The following is an 18,011-nucleotide window of genomic DNA, read 5'->3' on the forward strand; positions in this document are numbered from 1 at the left end:
TCAGGCCGCCGCGTAGCCGGAGGCGGCGACGCCCGATTGCGGGGCGATGATCTGCGTCCCCTCGTCGGCGTATTCGTTCAGCTTGTTGCGCAGGGTGCGGATCGAGATGCCGAGGATGTTGGCCGCGTGGGTGCGGTTGCCGAGGCAGTGCGACAGGGTGTCGAGGATCAGCGTCTTCTCCATCTGGGCCACCGTCTGGCCGACGTGGGCGCGGGTGACGGCGTCGGCCGTCTGGGCGGCGCGGGCGGCGGGGTTGTCATGGCTCGCGGCGCCGTGGGCGCCGGCGCTGAGCGGCTGGCCGTCCGGCAGGCGGATGGCCTCGACGTCGATCTCGGGCCCCACCGCCAGCAACACGGCGCGGTGCATGGCGTTTTCCAGCTCGCGAACATTGCCGTTCCAGCGGTGGGAGACCAGGGCGCGTTTCGCATCCGCGGAGATCGGCCGCACCGGCACGCCGTTGGCGGCGGCGTATTTCCTGACGAAATGATCGGCCAGGACGGCGATGTCGCCGGGCCGTTCGCGAAGGGCGGGGAGGCGCAGGTTCACGACGTTCAGGCGATAGAGCAGGTCCTCGCGGAACGTGCCTTCGGCCACCGACTTGGCCAGGTCGCGGTTCGAGGTGGCGATGATGCGGATGTTGACCGGCACCGGCCTGGTCCCGCCGACGCGGTCGATGACCCGCTCCTGGATGGCGCGCAGCAGCTTGGCCTGCAGGCGCACGTCCATCTCGGAGATCTCGTCCAGCAGCAGGGTGCCGCCGTCGGCTTCCTCGAACTTGCCGATGCGGCGGGCCATGGCGCCGGTGAACGACCCCTTCTCGTGGCCGAACAGTTCGGATTCCAGCAGGTTGTCGGGGATGGCGGCGCAGTTGACGCTGATGAAGGGCCGGTCGGCGCGCTTCGATCCGGCGTGGAGATAGCGGGCCATCACCTCCTTGCCGACGCCGCTTTCGCCGGTGATCAGGATCGAGGCCTCCGAGCGGGCGACCTGGTCGGCCAGCATGACCACCGCCTTCATCGACGGGTCGGCCGAGATCAGGGGGCGGTCGTCGTCGGCGACGGCGGACAGGACGGCGGCGATCAGGTCGGCTTCCGGGGGAAGCGGGATGAACTCCTTGGCCCCGGCGCGGATGGCGTTGGCCGCGTCATTGGCGTCGGCGTCGACGCCGCAGGCCACCACCGGCACATGGATGCGTTCGGCCTCGTTGGCCGCGATCAGGGCGGCGATGTCGATGCGGTAGTCGACCATCAGCAGGTCGGCGCCCTGCCCCCGCCGCAACTGCTCGGTCGCCTGATCGCCGCGCTCGACGTGGCTGACCTTGGCGCCGTGCGCCATGGCCATCTTCACCGCCGTCGCCAGCTGTCCGCTGAGCCTGCCAACCACCAGAAGCCGCATGGGTCTTCTCCTCCAATCTCTACGCACGACGGCCCGGAGGCCGCTCGATCAACGCCGTCAGGCGTTGCTGTCCTCGGTCTTGATGATTTCCGTCATGGTCACGCCGAGCCGGTCCTCGACGACGACGACCTCGCCGCGGGCGACCAGACGGTTGTTGACGAAGATGTCGATGGCCTCGCCGACCTTGCGGTCCAGCTCGAGCACCGATCCACGATTGAGTTTCAGCAGCTGGGCGACCGACATGTGCGCCTTGCCCAGCACGGCCGAAATATTGACCGGCACGTCGAAGACAGGGGCCAGATCGTGGGCGGTCTTCTCGCCCGCCTCTTCGGTCAGGGTCATCGCGACGGAGTCCGGGAACTCCTCCAGGGCCATGGTGTCGGACGCCATTACGGCCTCCCTTCAGTGAGGGTTTCAGCATGCCCGGCCTCGGCGGCGAGGGCGGAGTTCAGGGCCTCGCCCATGCGGGCGAAGGCTTCGTCGGGGTCGAAGGCGGCGCGGCCATCGGCCCATTCCAGCTGGAAGGCGGCGGCGGTCATGCCGGGCCCGTCGCGGAAGGCGACGACGCCCGAGAAGCCGGCGTCGGCGCACAGCTGTTCGATCCGGCCGCGGCCCGCCTCGTCGAGATCGCCGGTGCGGATCACCAGACGGGGCGAGGCGTCGATTTCCTGGGCCAGGGCTTCGAGCGCCGCCTGCAAGGGCGCGGCCGGAAAGCGGTCGAGGGCCGAGGCGGCGACGACCCGTGCGGCGGCCAGGGCCAGCTCGGCCGACTGCTCGCGGTGGGCCCGGGCGACCTGGGTCAGGGCCGGGGCGGCCGAGGCGAGCGCCTCGCCGATGGCCGACAGGGCCATGGCCTGGATGCTGTCGACCTCGGCCAGGACCTCGTTGCGGGCGTCCTGACGGGCCCGGGCGATCAGCTCCTCGACCTCCAGCGGCGTATAGGCGCGCTTGACCGGGCGGAAGGCGGCGGCCTGCACGACGACGCCCGAGGCGTCGAACTCGGTGTCGAAGGCGAAGGGGGTGCTGATCGGCTGATGGGTCATGTCAGTAGATCAACTCGTCGTCGCCGCTCTGGCCGACCAGCATGATCTCGCCCTTGGCGGCGAGATCCTTGGCGACCTGGACCATGGCCATCTGGGCCTGGTCGACGTCCTTGAGGCGGACGGGACCCATCGACTCCATGTCCTCGCGCATGATCTTGGCCGCGCGCTCGGACATGTTGGAGAAGAACAGTTCCCGCAGGGATTCCGACGACCCTTTCAGGGCGAGGGCGAGGGAATCCTTCTCGACCGCGCGCAGCAGGGTCTGGATGCCGCCGGGGTCCAGCTTGGCCAGATCCTCGAACACGAACATCAGGGCGCGAATGCGCTCGGCCGCCTCGCGGTTGCGCTCTTCCAGGGCGCCGATGAAGCGGGCCTCGGTCTGACGGTCGAAGCTGTTGAAGATGTCGGCCATCATCTCGTGACTGTCGCGCTTGGAGGTGCGGGCCAGGTTCGACATGAATTCGGTGCGCAGGGTCTGTTCGATCTTGTCGAGGATCTCGCGCTGGACCGGCTCCATGCGCAGCATCCGCTGGACGCATTCGAGCGCGAAGTCCTCGGGCAGGCTGGTCAGCACCCGGGCGGCGTGGTCCGCCTTGATCTTGGACAGGACCACCGCGACCGTCTGGGGATATTCGTTCTTCAGATAGTTGGCGAGGACGGCCTCGTTCACATTGCCGAGCTTGTCCCACATGGTCCGGCCGGCGGGACCCCGGATCTCCTCCATCAGGCCTTCGACGCGGTCGGAGGGCATGAAGGAGGCCAGCAGGCGCTGGGTCTGTTCGAAGCTGCCCATCACGGCGCCCGAACCGCTCATGCCCGAGACGAACTCGACCAGCAGTTCCTCGACCACCGAGGCGCTGACCGTGCCCAGCGACGCCATGGCCTGGGAGATTTCCTTGATCTCGTCCTCGTCGAGACCCTGCCACAGGCGCGTGTGGTCTTCGCCGAGCGACAGCAGGATGACGGCGGCCTTCTCGGGGCCGGTCAGTTTCCTGGCGTCCTCTACGGCCGGCTTCTTGCTGACCATGCGCGCCGCCATCAGCCTTCGTGCACCCAGCTGCGCAGGATCGAGGTCGATTCATCGGGGTGCTTCTCGACGAAGTCCGCGACCTTCTTGACCGAGGAGGCCTTCACCTGACCCTCGATGCGGGCGATGTCGAGCCGCTGATCCATCTCGGACGGACCGGGCAGTTGCTGCATGGCGCCGCCCATGATGGTGGTCTGCAGCGAGGTCACCGGGGCGCCGTTCGAGCCGGCCAGCTGCAGCTGGCCGGCGCCCCCGCCCGTGGCCGACTTGAGCAGCGGGCGCAGGACAAAGAAGATCAGCAGCAGGCCGGTGACCAGCAGCACCAGAAGCTCGACGCCGCGCATGATGTCGTTCTTGGTGAAGTTGAACAGCGACGAGCCGGCCTCCTCGCCGCCGACCACCGCCAGGTCGCGGTTGAAGCGGACGTTCAGCACCTCGATCTTGTCGCCGCGCGTGGCGTCGATGCCGACGGCGGCCGCGACCAGGGCCTTGATCTGCTCAATCTCGGCCGGCGTGCGGGCCGCGTAGGTCGGGGCGCCGCCATTGGCCGCCGGCGTCCATCGGCCGTCGACCGCGACCGAGACGGCCAGTCGCTTGATCTCGCCGGCTTCCTTCACCGTCGTCGTGGTGGTGTTGGAGATCTCGTAGTTGGTGGTTTCGGTGTTGGCGGTGTCGCGCGACCCCAGCGGGGTCGTGGCCGGAGCCTCGCCGCCGGGGATGTTGTTCGCGGCCGTTGCGCCGCCGTCGTTGACGCCGGTGGTGTCGGCGCTTTCCGTGCCATTGGTCGAGGTCGAGCGCACCACCTGCCCGTCCGGATCGTACCGCTGCTCCTGGGTGGTGGAGCGGCTGTGGTCGATGTCGGCGGTGACCTGGACGCGGGCACCGCCGACGCCGACGACGCCCTCGACGATGTCCATGATGCGGGCCTGCAGCTGGGCCTCGGTCGAGTCGCGCGCCTCCTGGGCCGAGGCGGCGCTGAATCCCTCGGAGTCGGAGCCGGCGGCCAGGGTGCGGTTGGAGGTGTCGGTCAGGGTGACCTTCTCGGGCTTCAGATTGGGCACCGAGGAGGCGATGACGTTGCGGATGGCCTGGACCTGGGCTGACGACAGCTGACCGCCGGTGACGCCGACGACCACCGAGGCGGTGGGCTCGGCGGCGTCCGACTGGAACAGTTCGCGGCGCGGCAGGGCGATCATGACGCGGGCGGAATTGATGCCGCGCATGGTCAGGATGGTGCGGGCCAGCTCGCCCTCGAGAGCGCGCTTCTCGTTGAGGTTCTGCTGGAATTCCGTCTGGCCCAGCACCGACTGGTTGTCGAAGATCTCGTAGCCGACGCTGCCCGAGGTCACGAGCCCCTTGCCGGCGACCAGCATGCGCGCCTCGCCGACCTCGTCGCGGCTGACGAAGATGGTCGAGCCGTCGCCCCTGGAGGAATATTTGATGCCGGCGCCGTCCAGGGCGGTCGTGACCTCGGAGGCTTCACGCAGGTCGAGGTTGGAATACAGCAGGGCGTCCGGCGCCCGGCCGACCATGTTGACGCCGATGGTCAAGGCGGCGGCCACGCCCACGGCCACCCCCACCAGGATGGCCAGGCGACCGATTCCGAATCTCTGCAACGCCGCCGTGAAGCCGCCCACGCGTCCCGCCCCGATTACTCACGGGTACCACTGGAGGCCCGCCAGGCAGAAAATGCCGGGCGCATGGTAAATGGCGGGTTAAGACCCTTGAACGATCAACGCTTCTTCCGCTTCTGCATCACGAAGCCGATGACCTTGGCGGCCGCCTCGAAATGTTCGCGGGGGATGGTCTCGTCGATATCGACCGCGGCGTAGAGGGCGCGGGCCAGGGGCACGTTCTCGACGATCGGCACATTGTGCTCGCGCGCCACCTCGCGGATGCGCAGGGCCAGGGCGTCGACGCCCTTGGCGACGCAGATGGGGGCCGGATCGCCCTCGCCGGGCTCGTAGCGCAGGGCCACGGAATAGTGGGTCGGGTTGACGACAATGACCGTGGCTTTCGGAACGTTCTGCATCATCCGCTGGCGGCTGCGCTGGGCCCGGATCTGCTTCAGCTTCGCCTTGACGTGCGGGTCGCCCTCGGACTGTTTATAGTCCTCCTTCAGTTCCTCCTTGGACATCTTCATCCGCTCGGCGAAGCGGAATTTCTGCCAGAGGAAGTCGGCCCCGGCCGTGAAGCCCAGGAAGACGATGGTCGAAGTCATCAGGGCGATGGCCAGGTCCCGCGCCAACGGCAGGATCAGGGCCGGCGGCATGGCCGCCATGTTCTCCAGCTCGCGCAGATGCGGCTTGAGCACCAGCCAGCAGATCAGGCCGACGGCCAGCAGCTTGAGGAAGGTCTTGAGGAACTGGACCAGCCCGTCGGGGCCGAAGATGCGCTGGAAGCCCTTCATCGGACTGACCTTGGACCAGTCGGGCTTCAGCTTCTCGGCGGTGAAGATCAGGCCCGACTGGGCGACGTTGCCGCCGACGCCGCCGAGGATGGTGGCCAGCATGACCACGCCGAGGAAGGGGGCGACGGCCCACAGGGCCATGGCGCCGATCTCGACCCCCGCCCCCGTCTCCAGCCCGCCCAGCATGGTGTGGGGCGCGGCGATGAAGGGCAGGAGTTGCTCGGCCATGGAGGTGGCGAACCAGCCGCCGGACATCAGCACCACGGCGGCCGCGCCGGTCAGGGACAGGGCCGCGGCGACGTCAGGCGACTTGGCGACGTCACCCTTCTTGCGGGCGTCCGCGAGTTTTCGGGGTGTCGCCTCTTCTGTCTTCGACTCGGGATCGGGGCCTTCAGCCACCGGCGCCTCCGACGAAGACATTGGCCAGGGCGCGGTAGCGGTCGATGAAGACCGTGCCCAGCACGCCGAGGCTGAGGGCGAAGACCGACAGGCCCAGCAGGATGCTGAGCGGGGCGGCGGCGAAGAAGACCTGGAACGACGGCATGACCCGGCCGACCAGGCCCGAGGCGAGGTTGAAGATCAGGGCGAAGACCAGCAGCGGCGCGGACAGCTGGACTCCCAGCATGAAGGCATCCCCCAAGGTCCGGATGGCCAGTTCGGCGAAGTCGCCGGTCACCAGCGGACGGACCGGGGCGATCAGCTCGTACGAACCGACCAGGCCGGCGATGAACAGGTGATGGGTGTTGGTGGCGAAGACCAGGGTCGTGCCCAGCAACATCAGGAAGGCGGCGATGGTCGAACCCGGCTGGGCCTGCATGGGGTTGGCGGTCTGGGCGAAGGCGAGGGTGGTCTGCAGGGCGACGATCTCGCCCGCCGTCGCCAGGGCGGTGGTGAAGGAGCGCAGCAGGGCGCCGATCATCAGGCCGACGATGACCTCGCGAATGATCCAGCCGGCCATGCCGCCGACGGTTTCCGGCAGGGCGGGCAAGGCCCCGGCGATCACCGGCCACAGGGCCAGACTGACGACAAGGGCCAGGGACAGGCGGATGCGCGGCGGCACATAGCTCTCGCCGATTCCCGGGATCATCATCAGCACGGCGCCGATCCGCGCGAAGATCAGAGCCCCCTGCCAGACCTGGTCCGATGTGGCGTAAGGCTCCACCCGTCAGGTCACATGCCGGCGATGCGAGCGGCGATGGTCCGCATGAAGCCGCCCAGCAGAGCGCCCATCAGCGGCAGGAACAGCAGCAGGCTGACGAAGATGGCGATGATCTTGGGCGCGTAGATCAGGGTCTGTTCCTGGATCTGGGTCAGGGCCTGGACCAGGCCGATGACCACGCCGACCACCAGGCCGACCAGCAGGATCGGGGCGCACAGCTGGATCGTCAGCCACAGGGCGTCGCGCCCCACATCCAGAACTTCCGCGCCGTTCATCGAAATCATACTCCGGGATACCGGGCAGAAAATGCCGGGAGCGTGGTTAACGAGGGGTTAGGATGACGCACCGGCTGGATCGAACCGCCCCGCCCGGCGTAAAGCGAAGCATGACCAAGCCCCCCGTCTCCCAGTCCGACGCCGAAGCCGCCGTGCGCACCCTGATCGAATGGGCGGGGGACGATCCCGACCGGGAAGGCCTGCTCGACACCCCGGCGCGGGTGGCGCGCAGCTATCGCGAGCTGTTCGCCGGCTATGAGGTCGAGCCGCGCGCCTATCTGGAGCGGACCTTCGAGGAGGTCGGCGGCTACAACCAGCTGGTGGTGCTCAAGGACATCCGCTTCGTCAGCTTCTGCGAACACCACATGCTGCCGGTCGTCGGCGTGGCCCATGTCGGCTATCTGCCGACCGACCGGGTGGTGGGCATCTCCAAGCTGGCCCGGGTTGTGCGCGGCTACGCCCGCCGGCTCCAGATCCAGGAGAAGATGACCTCCGAGATCGCGACCGCCATTGAGGAAGTCCTCCGCCCCCAGGGCGTCGGCGTGGTCATCGAGGCCGAGCACAGCTGTATGACGATGCGGGGCGTCGACGCTCCGGGCGCCAGCCTGACCACCAGCGCCCTGCTGGGCGTGGTGCGGGACGATGCGCGCACGCGGGAAGAATTCCTGCGGCTGGTGCGGGGGTGACGCGCCCGCTTGCGGCCGGTTCGGAAGGGGCCTGACGTGGGCCGGTTGATCGAGGAACTGGATTATCGCGAAACCGCCATGGGACCGCTGGTCCTGCGGCGGCGCTGGGTCGCGGCCATCGACGCCGACGTGGTCGAGGTCATCCTCGGCGACGAGCACCTGATGTCCAGCCTGTTCACGGTGGGCGAGACCGAACTGGCCGTCCGCGGCCTCGCGGCGGCGAAGGATGGGCCGCTGCGGGTCCTGGTGGGCGGGCTGGGGCTGGGCTACACCGCCCGGGCCGCCCTCGCCGACGACCGGGTGACGTCCGTGGAAGTCGTCGACGCCCTCGCGCCGGTGATCGAGTGGCATGAGGCCGGCCTTGTCCCGCTCGGCGAAAGTCTCGGCCATGAGCCGCGCTGCCATCTCCGACAGGGCGATTTTTTCGGCTGGTTCGACGCGCCGCGCGCGCCGGCGGACCGCTACGACGTCGTCCTGCTCGACATCGATCACTCGCCCCGCAACCTGCTTCATCCGGATCACGCGCGCTTCTACGCCGAGGCGGGGTTGCGGCGGCTGCGGGCCGGCATGGCCGACGACGGGGTCTTCGCCATGTGGTCGGACGAGGGACCGGACGCGGCCTTCACCGCCCTGCTCGAGGCCGTCTTCGAGCGGGTCGACGCCGAGGTGGTCGCATTCGACAATCCGCTGACCGGCGGCCTGTCGACCTGCACCATCTACGTTTGCGGCCGGGCCTGATCACCCCGCCACAGCGGCCCGGTCCTTGCGGAATTCGCCTCAGAAGAGGTGTTTTCCATGGCCTGGACCGCGATTTCGACCCGAAACGAGACACCGCCCATCGTGCGCGGCGGGTGGCTGGACGCCCTGCGTTTCATTGTGGCCGCCCTGATCATCCTGCATCACTTCCAGGGCGCGGGGCCCGTTCCGCTGGCCGATGGACTGCATCCGGTGTTCGAGCGCGGCGGATTCCTGCTGACCAACTTCTTCCTGATCGACAGCGGCTATGTGTTGATGCGCGTCTATGGCGCGTCCATCGCCGGAGGCCGGATGTCGGCCGGCGACTTCTTCGCCAAGCGGTTCCTGCGGGTCTGGCCGGCGCACATCATCATGGGGCTGAGCCTGGTCGCCCTCGTCGTCGGGGGAACGGCCATCGGCGTGGGCCCCCGGGCGCCGGAGTGGTTCGCCTGGGACCAGCTGCCGGCCCAGCTGGGACTGGTGCAGGCGTTCGGGATTCCAGGCGGCTACGGCTGGAACGCGCCGAGCTGGTCGATCTCGGCCCTGATCGGCTGCTATCTCGCCTTTCCGTGGATTCTGAAGGCGCTCGTCCGGATGGGGCCGTGGAGCGTTCTGGCGCTGGGCGTCGGCCTGTATCTGATCGTCAACCAGTTGACCTGGAGCCTGCTGGGTTATCCGGTCTACCAGATGCCGATGGGCTTCGGCTTCATCCGGGCCCTGCCGCTGTTCTTCCTGGGCATGACCCTGGCCTGGTTCGCGCAGAAGGTCTGGATCGCGCCGAAGCTGGCGGGCTGGTCCGGGATCGCCGCGGCCCTGATGCTGGCTTTCGTCCAGTATTTCGACAAACACGCCCTGGTCTCGCTGGCCTGCATCTCGGTCATCATTCTCGCGGCCGGCGCCATCCCTACCCCGCGGCCGTCGAAATGGGTGGAGAAGGCGGCGCAGGTCTCGTTCTCGATGTTCATCACCAATGAGGTGGTGCGCATCGCCTGGTTCGGCGTGGCCAATGTCGCCATCGCCAAATTCGCCCTGCCGGTCGCGGCGCAGTGGGTCCTGTGGGGCGCCGGGGTGATGGCGGCCTTCGTCTTCGCCTTCCTGTTCCACCAGATCGTCGACACGCCGATCCAGGACCGCATTCGCGCCTGGCTCAAGGGTCAGTCGCGGTCGCGTCCGAGGGTCGCGACCCAGCCGGTGGTCTCGCTGGAGGGCTGAGCCCTACATCCCCTCGACCAGGTGAAGGATGTTGCCGTCCGGATCCTTGAACCAGACCAGTCTGGCCGGTCCGGCCTCGTGGATATCGCCGTTCAGGGTCAGGCCCATGTCGGGGTAGTGCTCGAACGTCACGCCCCTGCCCTTCAGGGCCTTCACGGTCTCGACGAGATCGCCTTTCATCTCCCAGGTGACGGCGTTGGCCTTGTTGGTTCCGGCGAAGTCGGAACGGTAGACGGTCAGACGGGTGTCGCCGGTGCGGAAGCCCAGCACCTCCTTCTCGTCCTGGCCCGGCACGAGGGTCAGGCCCAGCACTTCCTCGTAGAAGACGCGGGCGCGATCGATGTCGCTCACGGCGACGATGGCGGAAGAATTGCGGTCCTTCAGCATGATGGTGCTCCGGGGTGATGGATGCCGAGCGTCCCGCTCCGGGGTCGGGTTCCCGTCGGGGCCTTCGCGGCCTAGAACGGCGGGGTGACCACCACCACCCCCGCCCCCGTCGATCCGATCGCATTGAGCGAGGCCGCGCGGCGCGGCGATGGCGACGCCCTGCACCGGCTGGCGGTGTTGTCGGCCATGGGACTGGGTACGCCGCAGGACTGGAGCCTCGCGCTGGAGCGACTGGCGCAGGCCGCCCGGTCCGGCCACGCGACGGCGGGCCTGGAGCTGGATCTGCTGTCCAACACGCCGTCCGGCGTCGATATCGCCGCATGGCTGGCCTCGCCAGCGCCCAGCGCGCTGAGCCAGGAGCCGGCCATCTTCGCCATCGACGGCTTCCTGCCGGCGGCGGTCTGCGATTGGCTGAAGGCGCGGGCCGAAGCCGTGGCCGAGCCGGCGTTGGTCTATGATCCGGACACGGGCGAGGGCCGGCGCGAAAGCGTGCGGACCAATGCCGCGGCCCGGTTCGAACTGGAGCGGATGGACGTGGTCCTGGCCGTGGTGCGCGAAAGGATCGCGCGGGCGGCGGGGCTGCCGGTTCCCGGGCTGGAATGGAGCCAGGTGCTGCATTACGCGGTCGGCCAGACCTTCGACTGGCACGTCGACTGGCTGGACCCGGCCAACCCGGCCTATGCCGCCGACCTTCGCGCGGGGGGGCAGCGGATCGCCACCTGCCTGGTTTTTCTCAATGACGATTTCGAGGGCGGGGAGACGGCGTTCGAAGCCGGGGGCCTGCGCCATCGGGGCCGCAAGGGGGACGCCCTGCTATGGGCCAACACCCTGCCGGACGGCGGGGTCGACCGGCGCACCCGCCATGCCGGTCTGCCGCCGACCCGGGGCGAGAAATGGGTGCTGTCGCAGTGGCTGCGCGGACGCGCGCGGACCTTCTGACCCGGACGGGGTCAGATCGGCATCCGCATGATCTCCTGATAGGCGGAGATGACCTGGTCGCGCACGGCCATCACGGTTTCCAGCGAGGCCTCGGCCGAGGAGACGGCGGTGACCACGTCGATCAGACTGCCCTGGCCCTGGACGGCCGAAGCCATCTGGGTCTCGGCGGCGCGCGAGGTCGCGGTCATGTCGCCCATCACGCTGGTCAGCATGTCGGCGAAGCCGGACGGACCGGCGCCGGCCGCGCCCCCCGTCGGCAGGGCGCCGTCCTGGATCGCCGCATAGGCCTTGGCCGCCATCAGGGGGTTCATGGCTCAGTCCCTATTTCTTCAGCAGATCGAGGGTGCGGGCGTCCATCGAACGCGCCGTCTCAATGACGTTGAGGTTGGCCTCGTAGGCGCGCTGGGCCTCGCGCATGTCCATGGCCTCGATCAGGGTGTCGACGTTGGGGCGCAGCACATAGCCCTCGGCGTTGGCGGCCGGATGGGCCGGGTCGTACTCGGAGCGGAACTCGCCGGCGTCGGTCCTGACCTCGGCCAGGGCGACGCCGGTGGCCCCGTCGATCTCGCGCGCCTGGAAGACCGGAATCTGGCGGCGGTACGGCTGGCCGCCGGCGACGGGCGAGGTCGATTCCGCGTTGGCGATGTTCTCGGCGATGACGCGCATGCGCGACTGCTGGGCCTTGAGCGCGCTGGCGGCGACGGCCATGGCCGAGTTGCGGGGCGGGATCGGGTCGGGCATCGGCTATCCCTCTGTCAGCGGCCGGGCGGGCGGGCGGCCATGCGCAGCATCTGCATGGACTTCTGGTAGAAGCCGATGGCGGCGTCGTAGGCCATGCGGCTCTCGGCCATCTTCAGCATCTGTTCCTCGACCACGACGGAATTGCCGTCGAGGGTGGTCTCCGAATCAGGGGCCGTCTGCGTCTCGAAACGGGCGACCGGGCCGGCCGGAGCGATATGCAGGGCGCTGGTCCGAACCATCCGCACCCCGCCCCCACCCTCGCGCAGGGCGGCGGCGAAATCGGCTGGCTGGTTCAGGTCCCGGCCCACGTAGCCGGGCGTATCGGCGTTGGCGACGTTCTGGGCGATGACGCGCTGGCGCTCGTCCAGCCAGGACAGGCGGCCCTTGATCTGGCTGAGCAGCGGCAGGTCGGCGAAGCCCACGGGCGACTCCTCGGGCGCGGATCGCCCTTCATGAGATGGGCAGAAACTGCCGCCTGCATGGTTAACGGGGAGTTATCTCAACGCGGCGTTAACCATGACGGGCGAAGTCTGACGCATGAATTTTCTCGACCTGCTGCGGGCCCTGTTCGCCCTGGCCTTCACCCTCGGCATCATCGGCCTGGCCGCCTGGGCGGCGCGCCGCTATGCGCCGCAACTGCTGGCCCGGCTCAGCGCCGAGCGCGGGGCGCGGCGGATGCAGGTGGTCGAGACCCTGGTGCTGGACCCCGCGCGGCGGCTGGTGCTGGTCAGGATCGACGACGAGGAGCGGCTGCTGATTCTGGGCGAGGGCCGCGAACTGATCGAACCGCGCGGGCCGGAGGCGGGCCAGTGACGCTGAAGGGCGTATTCGCCCTGCCCACCAGGGCCGAGTTGAAGCACGCGGCGATGCTTTCGCTGATCGCTACCGCCCTTTGCCTGTTGTGGCCGCTGGCGGCCCTGGCCCAGGACGTGGCGACGGGTGGGCCGGGAGCGGCGATCAATGTCGATCTCGGCACCGGATCGGGCCTGACCGAACGGGTCGTTCAGCTGGTCGGGCTGATGACCGTGCTGTCGCTGGCCCCGTCGATCGTCATCATGACCACCAGCTTCGTGCGCATCGTCGTGGTGCTGTCGCTGCTGCGGACCGCCCTGGGCATGCAGCAGTCGCCGCCGAACGCGGTGCTGGTGTCCCTGGCCCTGTTCCTGAGCGCCATCGTGATGGCCCCGACCTGGCAGGACGCCTATGATTCGGGCATCCGCCCCCTGCTGGACCAGCAGATGGAGCTGCCCCAGGCCTTCGATGCGGCGTCGGAACCTGTGAAGACTTTCATGCTGGGCCAGGTGGACCGGGACGACCTGGCCCTGTTCGTTCGCCTGTCCAATCTCGACGCCCCGACGGCGGCCGCCGACCTGCCCCTGCGGGTGGTGACCCCGGCCTTCATGATCAGCGAGCTGAAGCGGGCCTTCGAGATCGGATTTCTCCTTTTCGTTCCGTTCCTTGTGATCGATCTGGTAGTCGCCAGCGTGCTCATGTCCATGGGCATGATGATGTTGCCTCCGGTGGTGATTTCCCTGCCGTTCAAGCTCATCTTTTTCGTGCTCGTGGACGGCTGGAGACTGGTCGCCGGAAGCCTGGTCGAGAGCTTCCAGAGAGCGTCCGGGACCGGGTAAATCCCCAGCCCGTGGGCCTTACAGCGGCGAAGTCGCTTGCCAAGGGAAGAAAAAGCGGCGTCAATCCGTCCGTCATCGTCCCTGAATCGGGACGAGCTCACATCGGGAAACGACCCACATGACCACCCAAGCAGAACTCATCGCCGCCGTCGCCAAGGACGCCGGTGTCAGCCAGGCCGACGCCGGCCGCATGCTCGACGCCCTCGTCAAGAACATCCACAAGTCGCTGACCGGCGGCGGCGACGTGCGCATCTCGAACCTGGGCGTGTTCGACACCGCCGCCCGCGCCGCCCGCGAAGGCCGCAACCCGGCCACCGGCGCGACCATCAAGATCGCCGCCTCCAAGGCCGTGCGCTTCCGCGTGTCGAAGCCGCTCAAGGATGCGGTGAACAAGTAAGGTCCTCCCCCTTCCAGGGGGATCGCCTACGCAGGACGGGCGGGCGCCGCGGGTCGGTTCCCGCCCGTTTTCGTCCTGAGTTCGGTCTTCATCGCCGCGACCCAGCCGGCGAAGGTGTCGGCCGAGGCGGCGAGGCCGGCGAAGTCGCCCGGAGCGGCGCCGCCGCGGACGCCGTCGTCCAGGGCGATCGACAGGGCCGTCTTCGCCCGCGCCCCGGCCACGAACGGCCGGTAGTTGCGCGAAAGGCGGGTCAGGGCGGCGCTGTCGCCGCCCAGGGAATAGCCGACGCCGGCGCGGATCAGCCGGGCCTCCTCGGCCGCCGTCAGGGCGGCCGGATTTCCGAAGCGATCGCCCAGCAGCCCCTCGTAGAGGCCGGCCGCCGGCAGCCAGTTCCGCTGCTTCCAGAACACTTCGGCGCGGACCTCGCGAGCCTCGGGCGAGACGTCGGCGCCGAGCACCTCCAGAGCGTGGTCGAAGCGACCCAGCTCCATCAGGGCGCGGGCCTCCAGGGACCGGCGCTCGGTGTTCAGGGCGGCCGGCAGGATGGTGGTCCGCGACCCCCAGATCGCCTGCAGCGCAGGCTCGGGCTGGCGGTCCATCAGATAGACGGCGGCCAGATCGGTCGCGACCTGCGCCTTGGCCACGCCTTCCAGCCGGTTGTCGACCTGGTATTTCAGCAGTTCGGCGGCCTGGTCCAGCAGGTCGACGTCGACCAGGCGGCGCGCCAGGCGGCGCACCATCTCGTCGCCGTCGGCGCCGATCGGGGTCAGTTCGCGGAAGTCGTAGAACAGGCCCAGCGCCTGCACCGGCTGCAGGCCGTCGGCGCCGCCCTCGAGGAACAGCATCCGGAAGGCGCTGCCCAGGTCGGCCTGGATGTCGGCGGCGCCCTCCAGGCGGTTCAGGCCGGGACCGGCGCCCTTCAGCGCGGTCAGGGCCTCGCGGTACAGTCCCTGCGACAGATACAGCTGGCCCAGCTGGCGGATCACGGCCAGTTCGGTGGCGTCGCCGCGCCAGCGCCAGCGCAGGGCTTCCAGCGCCGCCGCCGCCGCGTCGGCCTTCATCGCGCCCTTGGCCAGCGACAGGCGGACGACGCCGAGCTTGCCGGGCACCGAGACGGCGTCCAGGGGCGCGCGGCCGACGGCCGTGTAGATCGCCAGGGCGCGGTCCGACTGACCGTCCAGCTCGAACAGCCGCGCCTGGACCAGGCGGGCGGCCAGTTGATCGGCCGCCGGGGCGTCCTGGCTGAAGCTGTAGGCCAGCAGGGCGCGGGCGGAGTCGAGCTCGCCCGTCTCAATCGCGGCCATGGCGTGGGCGGCCCCGAACCGGGCCCGCCAGGCGGTCGGAAAGTCGTCGATCGCCGGGGCGCCGGAGGCGAAGGCGCGGCGGGCGGCGACCCAGTCGCCCTGGTTCGAGGCGATATAGCCGCGCCAGAGCGCGGAGGCGGGATCGGAGGCGACGGCCGCCGAGGCGAAATCGCCCTGGGCCTCTTCCATGCGGCCGATGGAGGCGCGGGCGGCGCCGCGCAGACCGCGCAGCTCCGGTTCGCCGGCCATGTTGGGGGCCCGGGCGACGATGCTGTTCAGAATCCCGACGGCTTCGTAGCCGAGACCGGAGCCAACCAGAAAACGGGCCAGGGCGAAGCGCGCCTCGGCCGGCGCCCGGGGATCGTCGCCGGCGGCCATGGCTTCCTGGGCCGCGGCGTCCTGAAGCTGGCGATAGCGGGCGGAGAAGCCCGCATGGCCCGTCTCGGCCCATTCCGCCACGATCAGGGCCGGATATTTGGCGCGGCGGGGCGCGCCGTCGTCGACCGACGCCGCATCCAGCGCGGCGGAGGGCGAGGACAGGGTCAGGCCGCCGGGCCGGCTGACGGTGACCAGATCCCCCTCGGCCCGGATGGCGAGATCGCTGGCGAGGGTTTCCACGGCCAGTCCCTGGGCGGTCGGCAGCAGGGCGAGGTCGACGGTGCGGCGGCGGTCGGCGAACCCCTTGCCAGGCGCCAGGGCGGTGACGGCGGCGAAGCGGTCGCCGGCGAGAGGGTCGGTCAGCCAGACGGCCCGGGTCGCGCCGGCCATGCGGGCGACCAGGGCGGGCTCGCCGCCGTCCTCGCGGTCGACGGCGACGCTCTCGACGGCCACCGGCTGGCCGCCGATGACGACGGTCCAGGTCGAGCCGCTGGCGACGGCCGAAACCGCCAGCCCCTCGGGCGCGGCGATCCGCACGGCGACATGATCGGCGCCGGCGGTCCAGCGGGCGTCGGAGGCCGGACCGAGTTGTCCGTCGCCGGGCATGTCGAGGCGGGCGGGCGTGTCGAACACGACCCAGACGGCCTCGCCGCGCCGGAAGACGGCGGCGCCGACCGGCGTCGGCCAGGCGAAGGACAGGCTGACCTTGGCGGGCGTGGCCCTCGCGGAGACCGCGACGGTCTGGACGGCCGGCGCGGCGGCGGGCGCCGCCGCCGGGGCCGTCGGATAGAGGTTGAGCCACACCGCGCCGTCGGCCGAGCCGCTGCGGACGTCGGCGCCCTCGGCGAGGGTCAGCACCAGTTCGGTGGCGCCCTGGACCGCGCGGGTCTCGACCGCTTCCACGCCCCGGGGCGGATCGACCCTGAGCCGCGAGATGTCCGGCGCGGCGGTCGAACCGATGCGGACGACGACGTCACGACCCTCGCGCCGAACCCGCGACCGGGCCCCGACCACGCCGGCGAATTCGATACGGGTGAATTCCGCATTGGCCCCGATGCGGATCGAGACCGGATCCAGCGGGGCGGCGGCCTCCTGGGCCAGCGGGGCCAGGGGCGCGAACAGAACCGCGCCCGCCGCGGCGGCGGCCACGGTGGTTCTGAGAACGCGCTTGCTGGAGGAGGCCCCGGACATACGCGCGCACCCTCGCGCGACCGGCCTTTCAACGCGGTTAACGGTTGATGACCGCCGCCTCCAGCATCCGCAACGCCACACGCAGGCATTCGAGGCGGCAGGGCCCCCGGCCGATGTCGCCGAAATGGTGCTCCTCGTGGACGGTCGGCGCGCCCGAGGCCGCGACGGCGAAATGGACCAGACCGGGCTCGTCATCCGGACCCGCCTGCCCCGCGAAGCCGGTGACCGCCACCGCCGCGCCAGCTCCCGATGCCCTCAGCGCGCCCTCGGCCATGGCCCGCGCGACCGGCTCCGAAACCGCACCGTTCCGTGCGATCAGCCGGGGCGGCACGGCCAGTTCGTCGGCCTTGGCGTCGTCCGTATAGACGACATAGCCGCGCTCGAAGACATGCGACCGGCCTTCCACGTCGGTCAGGACCGAGGCGATCAGGCCGCCGGTGCAGCTTTCGGCCGTGGCCAGGGTGACGTCGCGGCTCTCCGCGCCCTTCAGCACGGCCTCGATCAGGGCCTCGATGTCGTTCGGCAGGGCGGGGCTGAGGGTTTCGGTCATACGGGCTCCTGTGGCAGCGCAACGGTCACGCTGTCCCGCCCGTTCCCGCGACATCACGGCGCGTTGCGGCCGGGCGCCGGCGCGCCGACATGCGGCGTCGTCTGCCCGTGAGGATCCGAACGTGACCGACCCCCAGTATCCCGCTCTCAACACCCTTTCGACCGGCCTGCGCTGTCGCTGTCCGCGCTGCGGCGAGGGCCCGCTGCTGAAGGGGTTTCTGACCATCCGCGACGCCTGCCCGGCCTGCGGTCTGGACTACGGGTTCGCCGAGCCGGCCGACGGCCCCGCCTTTTTCGGCATGAGCGTTGTCGGCATCGTCGGCATGGCCCTGTTCATGTGGTTCGAGTTCGCCGTCCACCCGCCGATCTGGGTCCATCTGATCGTGACCATGCCGTTGCTGGTCCTCGGCTGCCTGGCCGTGCTGCGGCCGCTGAAGGGCTGGCTGGTGTCGGAACAGTACATCCACAAGGCCGCCCCGCCGGAGTTCGAGAGCGTCGGTAAGCACGGCGAGGGGTCGAAGTGGCGGTGATCCGCGCCGTTTGACTTCCGGC

Annotated in this window: 22 protein-coding genes; 8 read left to right on the forward strand and 14 right to left on the reverse strand. The window is 69.7% G+C overall.

The features are described from left to right. From Q8Q71_RS12865 to fliQ, 8 genes are all read right to left on the reverse strand, one after another. On the reverse strand, positions 1-1,395 hold the full coding sequence (locus tag Q8Q71_RS12865; RefSeq protein WP_305760000.1) for a sigma-54 dependent transcriptional regulator: 1,395 nt from the start codon (positions 1,393-1,395) through the stop codon (positions 1-3). Positions 1,396-1,452: 57 nt separating this feature from the next. Continuing rightward, positions 1,453-1,785: a flagellar motor switch protein FliN gene (fliN, locus tag Q8Q71_RS12870; RefSeq protein WP_305760001.1), complete on the reverse strand. Its 333-nt coding sequence runs from the start codon at positions 1,783-1,785 to the stop codon at positions 1,453-1,455. Beyond that, positions 1,785-2,438, reverse strand: a complete 654-nt coding sequence (locus Q8Q71_RS12875; protein WP_305760002.1) for a flagellar assembly protein FlbE — start codon at positions 2,436-2,438, stop codon at positions 1,785-1,787. The genes fliN and Q8Q71_RS12875 overlap by 1 nt, the downstream gene beginning before the upstream one ends. A gap of 1 nt (position 2,439) precedes the next feature. Beyond that, positions 2,440-3,465 carry a flagellar motor switch protein FliG gene (fliG, locus tag Q8Q71_RS12880; RefSeq protein ID WP_305760003.1) on the reverse strand — a complete coding sequence of 342 codons (1,026 nt, stop codon included), beginning with the start codon at positions 3,463-3,465 and terminating at the stop codon, positions 2,440-2,442. A gap of 11 nt (positions 3,466-3,476) precedes the next feature. Then, positions 3,477-5,102, reverse strand: a complete 1,626-nt coding sequence (fliF, locus tag Q8Q71_RS12885) for a flagellar basal-body MS-ring/collar protein FliF (protein ID WP_305760004.1) — start codon at positions 5,100-5,102, stop codon at positions 3,477-3,479. A 95-nt stretch (positions 5,103-5,197) separates the two neighbouring features. Then, a complete protein-coding gene (gene flhB, locus Q8Q71_RS12890; RefSeq protein WP_305760005.1) occupies positions 5,198-6,274 on the reverse strand; it encodes a flagellar biosynthesis protein FlhB in 1,077 nt (358 codons plus the stop codon). Then, positions 6,267-7,037, reverse strand: a complete 771-nt coding sequence (gene fliR, locus Q8Q71_RS12895) for a flagellar biosynthetic protein FliR (RefSeq protein ID WP_305760006.1) — start codon at positions 7,035-7,037, stop codon at positions 6,267-6,269. The genes flhB and fliR overlap by 8 nt, the downstream gene beginning before the upstream one ends. A gap of 8 nt (positions 7,038-7,045) precedes the next feature. Then, positions 7,046-7,309 (reverse strand): flagellar biosynthesis protein FliQ, encoded by a 264-nt coding sequence (gene fliQ, locus Q8Q71_RS12900; RefSeq protein ID WP_141627527.1) that lies wholly within the window; start codon positions 7,307-7,309, stop codon positions 7,046-7,048. Between the two features lie 110 nt (positions 7,310-7,419). Here fliQ and folE point away from each other — a divergent pair, with 110 nt between their 5' ends. Genes folE through Q8Q71_RS12915 form a run of 3 tightly spaced genes read left to right on the forward strand, consistent with a single transcriptional unit; the run spans position 7,420 to position 9,942 of the window. Continuing rightward, a complete protein-coding gene (folE, locus tag Q8Q71_RS12905) occupies positions 7,420-7,995 on the forward strand; it encodes a GTP cyclohydrolase I FolE (RefSeq protein ID WP_305760007.1) in 576 nt (191 codons plus the stop codon). A 36-nt stretch (positions 7,996-8,031) separates the two neighbouring features. Next, complete coding sequence (locus Q8Q71_RS12910) at positions 8,032-8,733, forward strand: hypothetical protein (RefSeq protein ID WP_305760008.1); 702 nt, start codon at positions 8,032-8,034, stop codon at positions 8,731-8,733. A gap of 57 nt (positions 8,734-8,790) precedes the next feature. After that, entirely contained in the window at positions 8,791-9,942 is a 1,152-nt protein-coding gene (locus Q8Q71_RS12915; RefSeq protein WP_305760009.1) for an acyltransferase, read from the forward strand. A gap of 3 nt (positions 9,943-9,945) precedes the next feature. Here the strand turns inward: Q8Q71_RS12915 and Q8Q71_RS12920 are convergent, their stop codons facing one another. Then, a complete protein-coding gene (locus tag Q8Q71_RS12920; protein WP_305760010.1) occupies positions 9,946-10,329 on the reverse strand; it encodes a VOC family protein in 384 nt (127 codons plus the stop codon). Between the two features lie 84 nt (positions 10,330-10,413). On the opposite strand from Q8Q71_RS12920, the gene Q8Q71_RS12925 reads away from it, so the two are divergent. Further along, positions 10,414-11,268, forward strand: a complete 855-nt coding sequence (locus tag Q8Q71_RS12925; RefSeq protein WP_305760011.1) for a 2OG-Fe(II) oxygenase — start codon at positions 10,414-10,416, stop codon at positions 11,266-11,268. An 11-nt stretch (positions 11,269-11,279) separates the two neighbouring features. On the opposite strand, the gene Q8Q71_RS12930 is transcribed toward Q8Q71_RS12925, so the two are convergent. The 3 genes from Q8Q71_RS12930 to flgB are packed head-to-tail and all read right to left on the reverse strand — an operon-like array spanning position 11,280 to position 12,431. Beyond that, positions 11,280-11,579 carry a flagellar hook-basal body complex protein FliE gene (locus Q8Q71_RS12930; RefSeq protein ID WP_305760012.1) on the reverse strand — a complete coding sequence of 100 codons (300 nt, stop codon included), beginning with the start codon at positions 11,577-11,579 and terminating at the stop codon, positions 11,280-11,282. Between the two features lie 10 nt (positions 11,580-11,589). Beyond that, complete coding sequence (gene flgC / locus Q8Q71_RS12935; protein ID WP_305760013.1) at positions 11,590-12,009, reverse strand: flagellar basal body rod protein FlgC; 420 nt, start codon at positions 12,007-12,009, stop codon at positions 11,590-11,592. A 14-nt stretch (positions 12,010-12,023) separates the two neighbouring features. Beyond that, positions 12,024-12,431 carry a flagellar basal body rod protein FlgB gene (gene flgB, locus Q8Q71_RS12940; protein ID WP_305760014.1) on the reverse strand — a complete coding sequence of 136 codons (408 nt, stop codon included), beginning with the start codon at positions 12,429-12,431 and terminating at the stop codon, positions 12,024-12,026. 115 nt (positions 12,432-12,546) lie between these two features. Here flgB and Q8Q71_RS12945 point away from each other — a divergent pair, with 115 nt between their 5' ends. The 3 genes from Q8Q71_RS12945 to Q8Q71_RS12955 all read left to right on the forward strand — a co-directional run bounded on the left by Q8Q71_RS12945 (position 12,547) and on the right by Q8Q71_RS12955 (position 14,037). Then, positions 12,547-12,822 (forward strand): flagellar biosynthetic protein FliO, encoded by a 276-nt coding sequence (locus tag Q8Q71_RS12945; RefSeq protein ID WP_305760015.1) that lies wholly within the window; start codon positions 12,547-12,549, stop codon positions 12,820-12,822. A gap of 53 nt (positions 12,823-12,875) precedes the next feature. Further along, positions 12,876-13,640: a flagellar type III secretion system pore protein FliP gene (fliP, locus tag Q8Q71_RS12950; protein ID WP_305760116.1), complete on the forward strand. Its 765-nt coding sequence runs from the start codon at positions 12,876-12,878 to the stop codon at positions 13,638-13,640. A 118-nt stretch (positions 13,641-13,758) separates the two neighbouring features. After that, entirely contained in the window at positions 13,759-14,037 is a 279-nt protein-coding gene (locus Q8Q71_RS12955) for an HU family DNA-binding protein (RefSeq protein WP_292029467.1), read from the forward strand. A gap of 26 nt (positions 14,038-14,063) precedes the next feature. Here Q8Q71_RS12955 and Q8Q71_RS12960 read toward each other — a convergent pair whose 3' ends face one another. Both Q8Q71_RS12960 and Q8Q71_RS12965 read right to left on the reverse strand, forming a co-directional pair. Continuing rightward, the gene (locus tag Q8Q71_RS12960; RefSeq protein ID WP_305760016.1) at positions 14,064-16,910 is read right to left on the reverse strand and encodes a hypothetical protein; all 2,847 of its coding nucleotides are present in this window, start codon (positions 16,908-16,910) and stop codon (positions 14,064-14,066) included. A gap of 37 nt (positions 16,911-16,947) precedes the next feature. Then, positions 16,948-17,460: a CinA family protein gene (locus tag Q8Q71_RS12965; RefSeq protein WP_305760017.1), complete on the reverse strand. Its 513-nt coding sequence runs from the start codon at positions 17,458-17,460 to the stop codon at positions 16,948-16,950. A 121-nt stretch (positions 17,461-17,581) separates the two neighbouring features. On the opposite strand from Q8Q71_RS12965, the gene Q8Q71_RS12970 reads away from it, so the two are divergent. Then, entirely contained in the window at positions 17,582-17,989 is a 408-nt protein-coding gene (locus Q8Q71_RS12970; protein WP_305760018.1) for a DUF983 domain-containing protein, read from the forward strand. Positions 17,990-18,011 lie beyond the last annotated feature (22 nt).

Source organism: Brevundimonas sp. (assembly GCF_030704825.1).
Taxonomy (GTDB): Bacteria; Pseudomonadota; Alphaproteobacteria; order Caulobacterales; family Caulobacteraceae; genus Brevundimonas.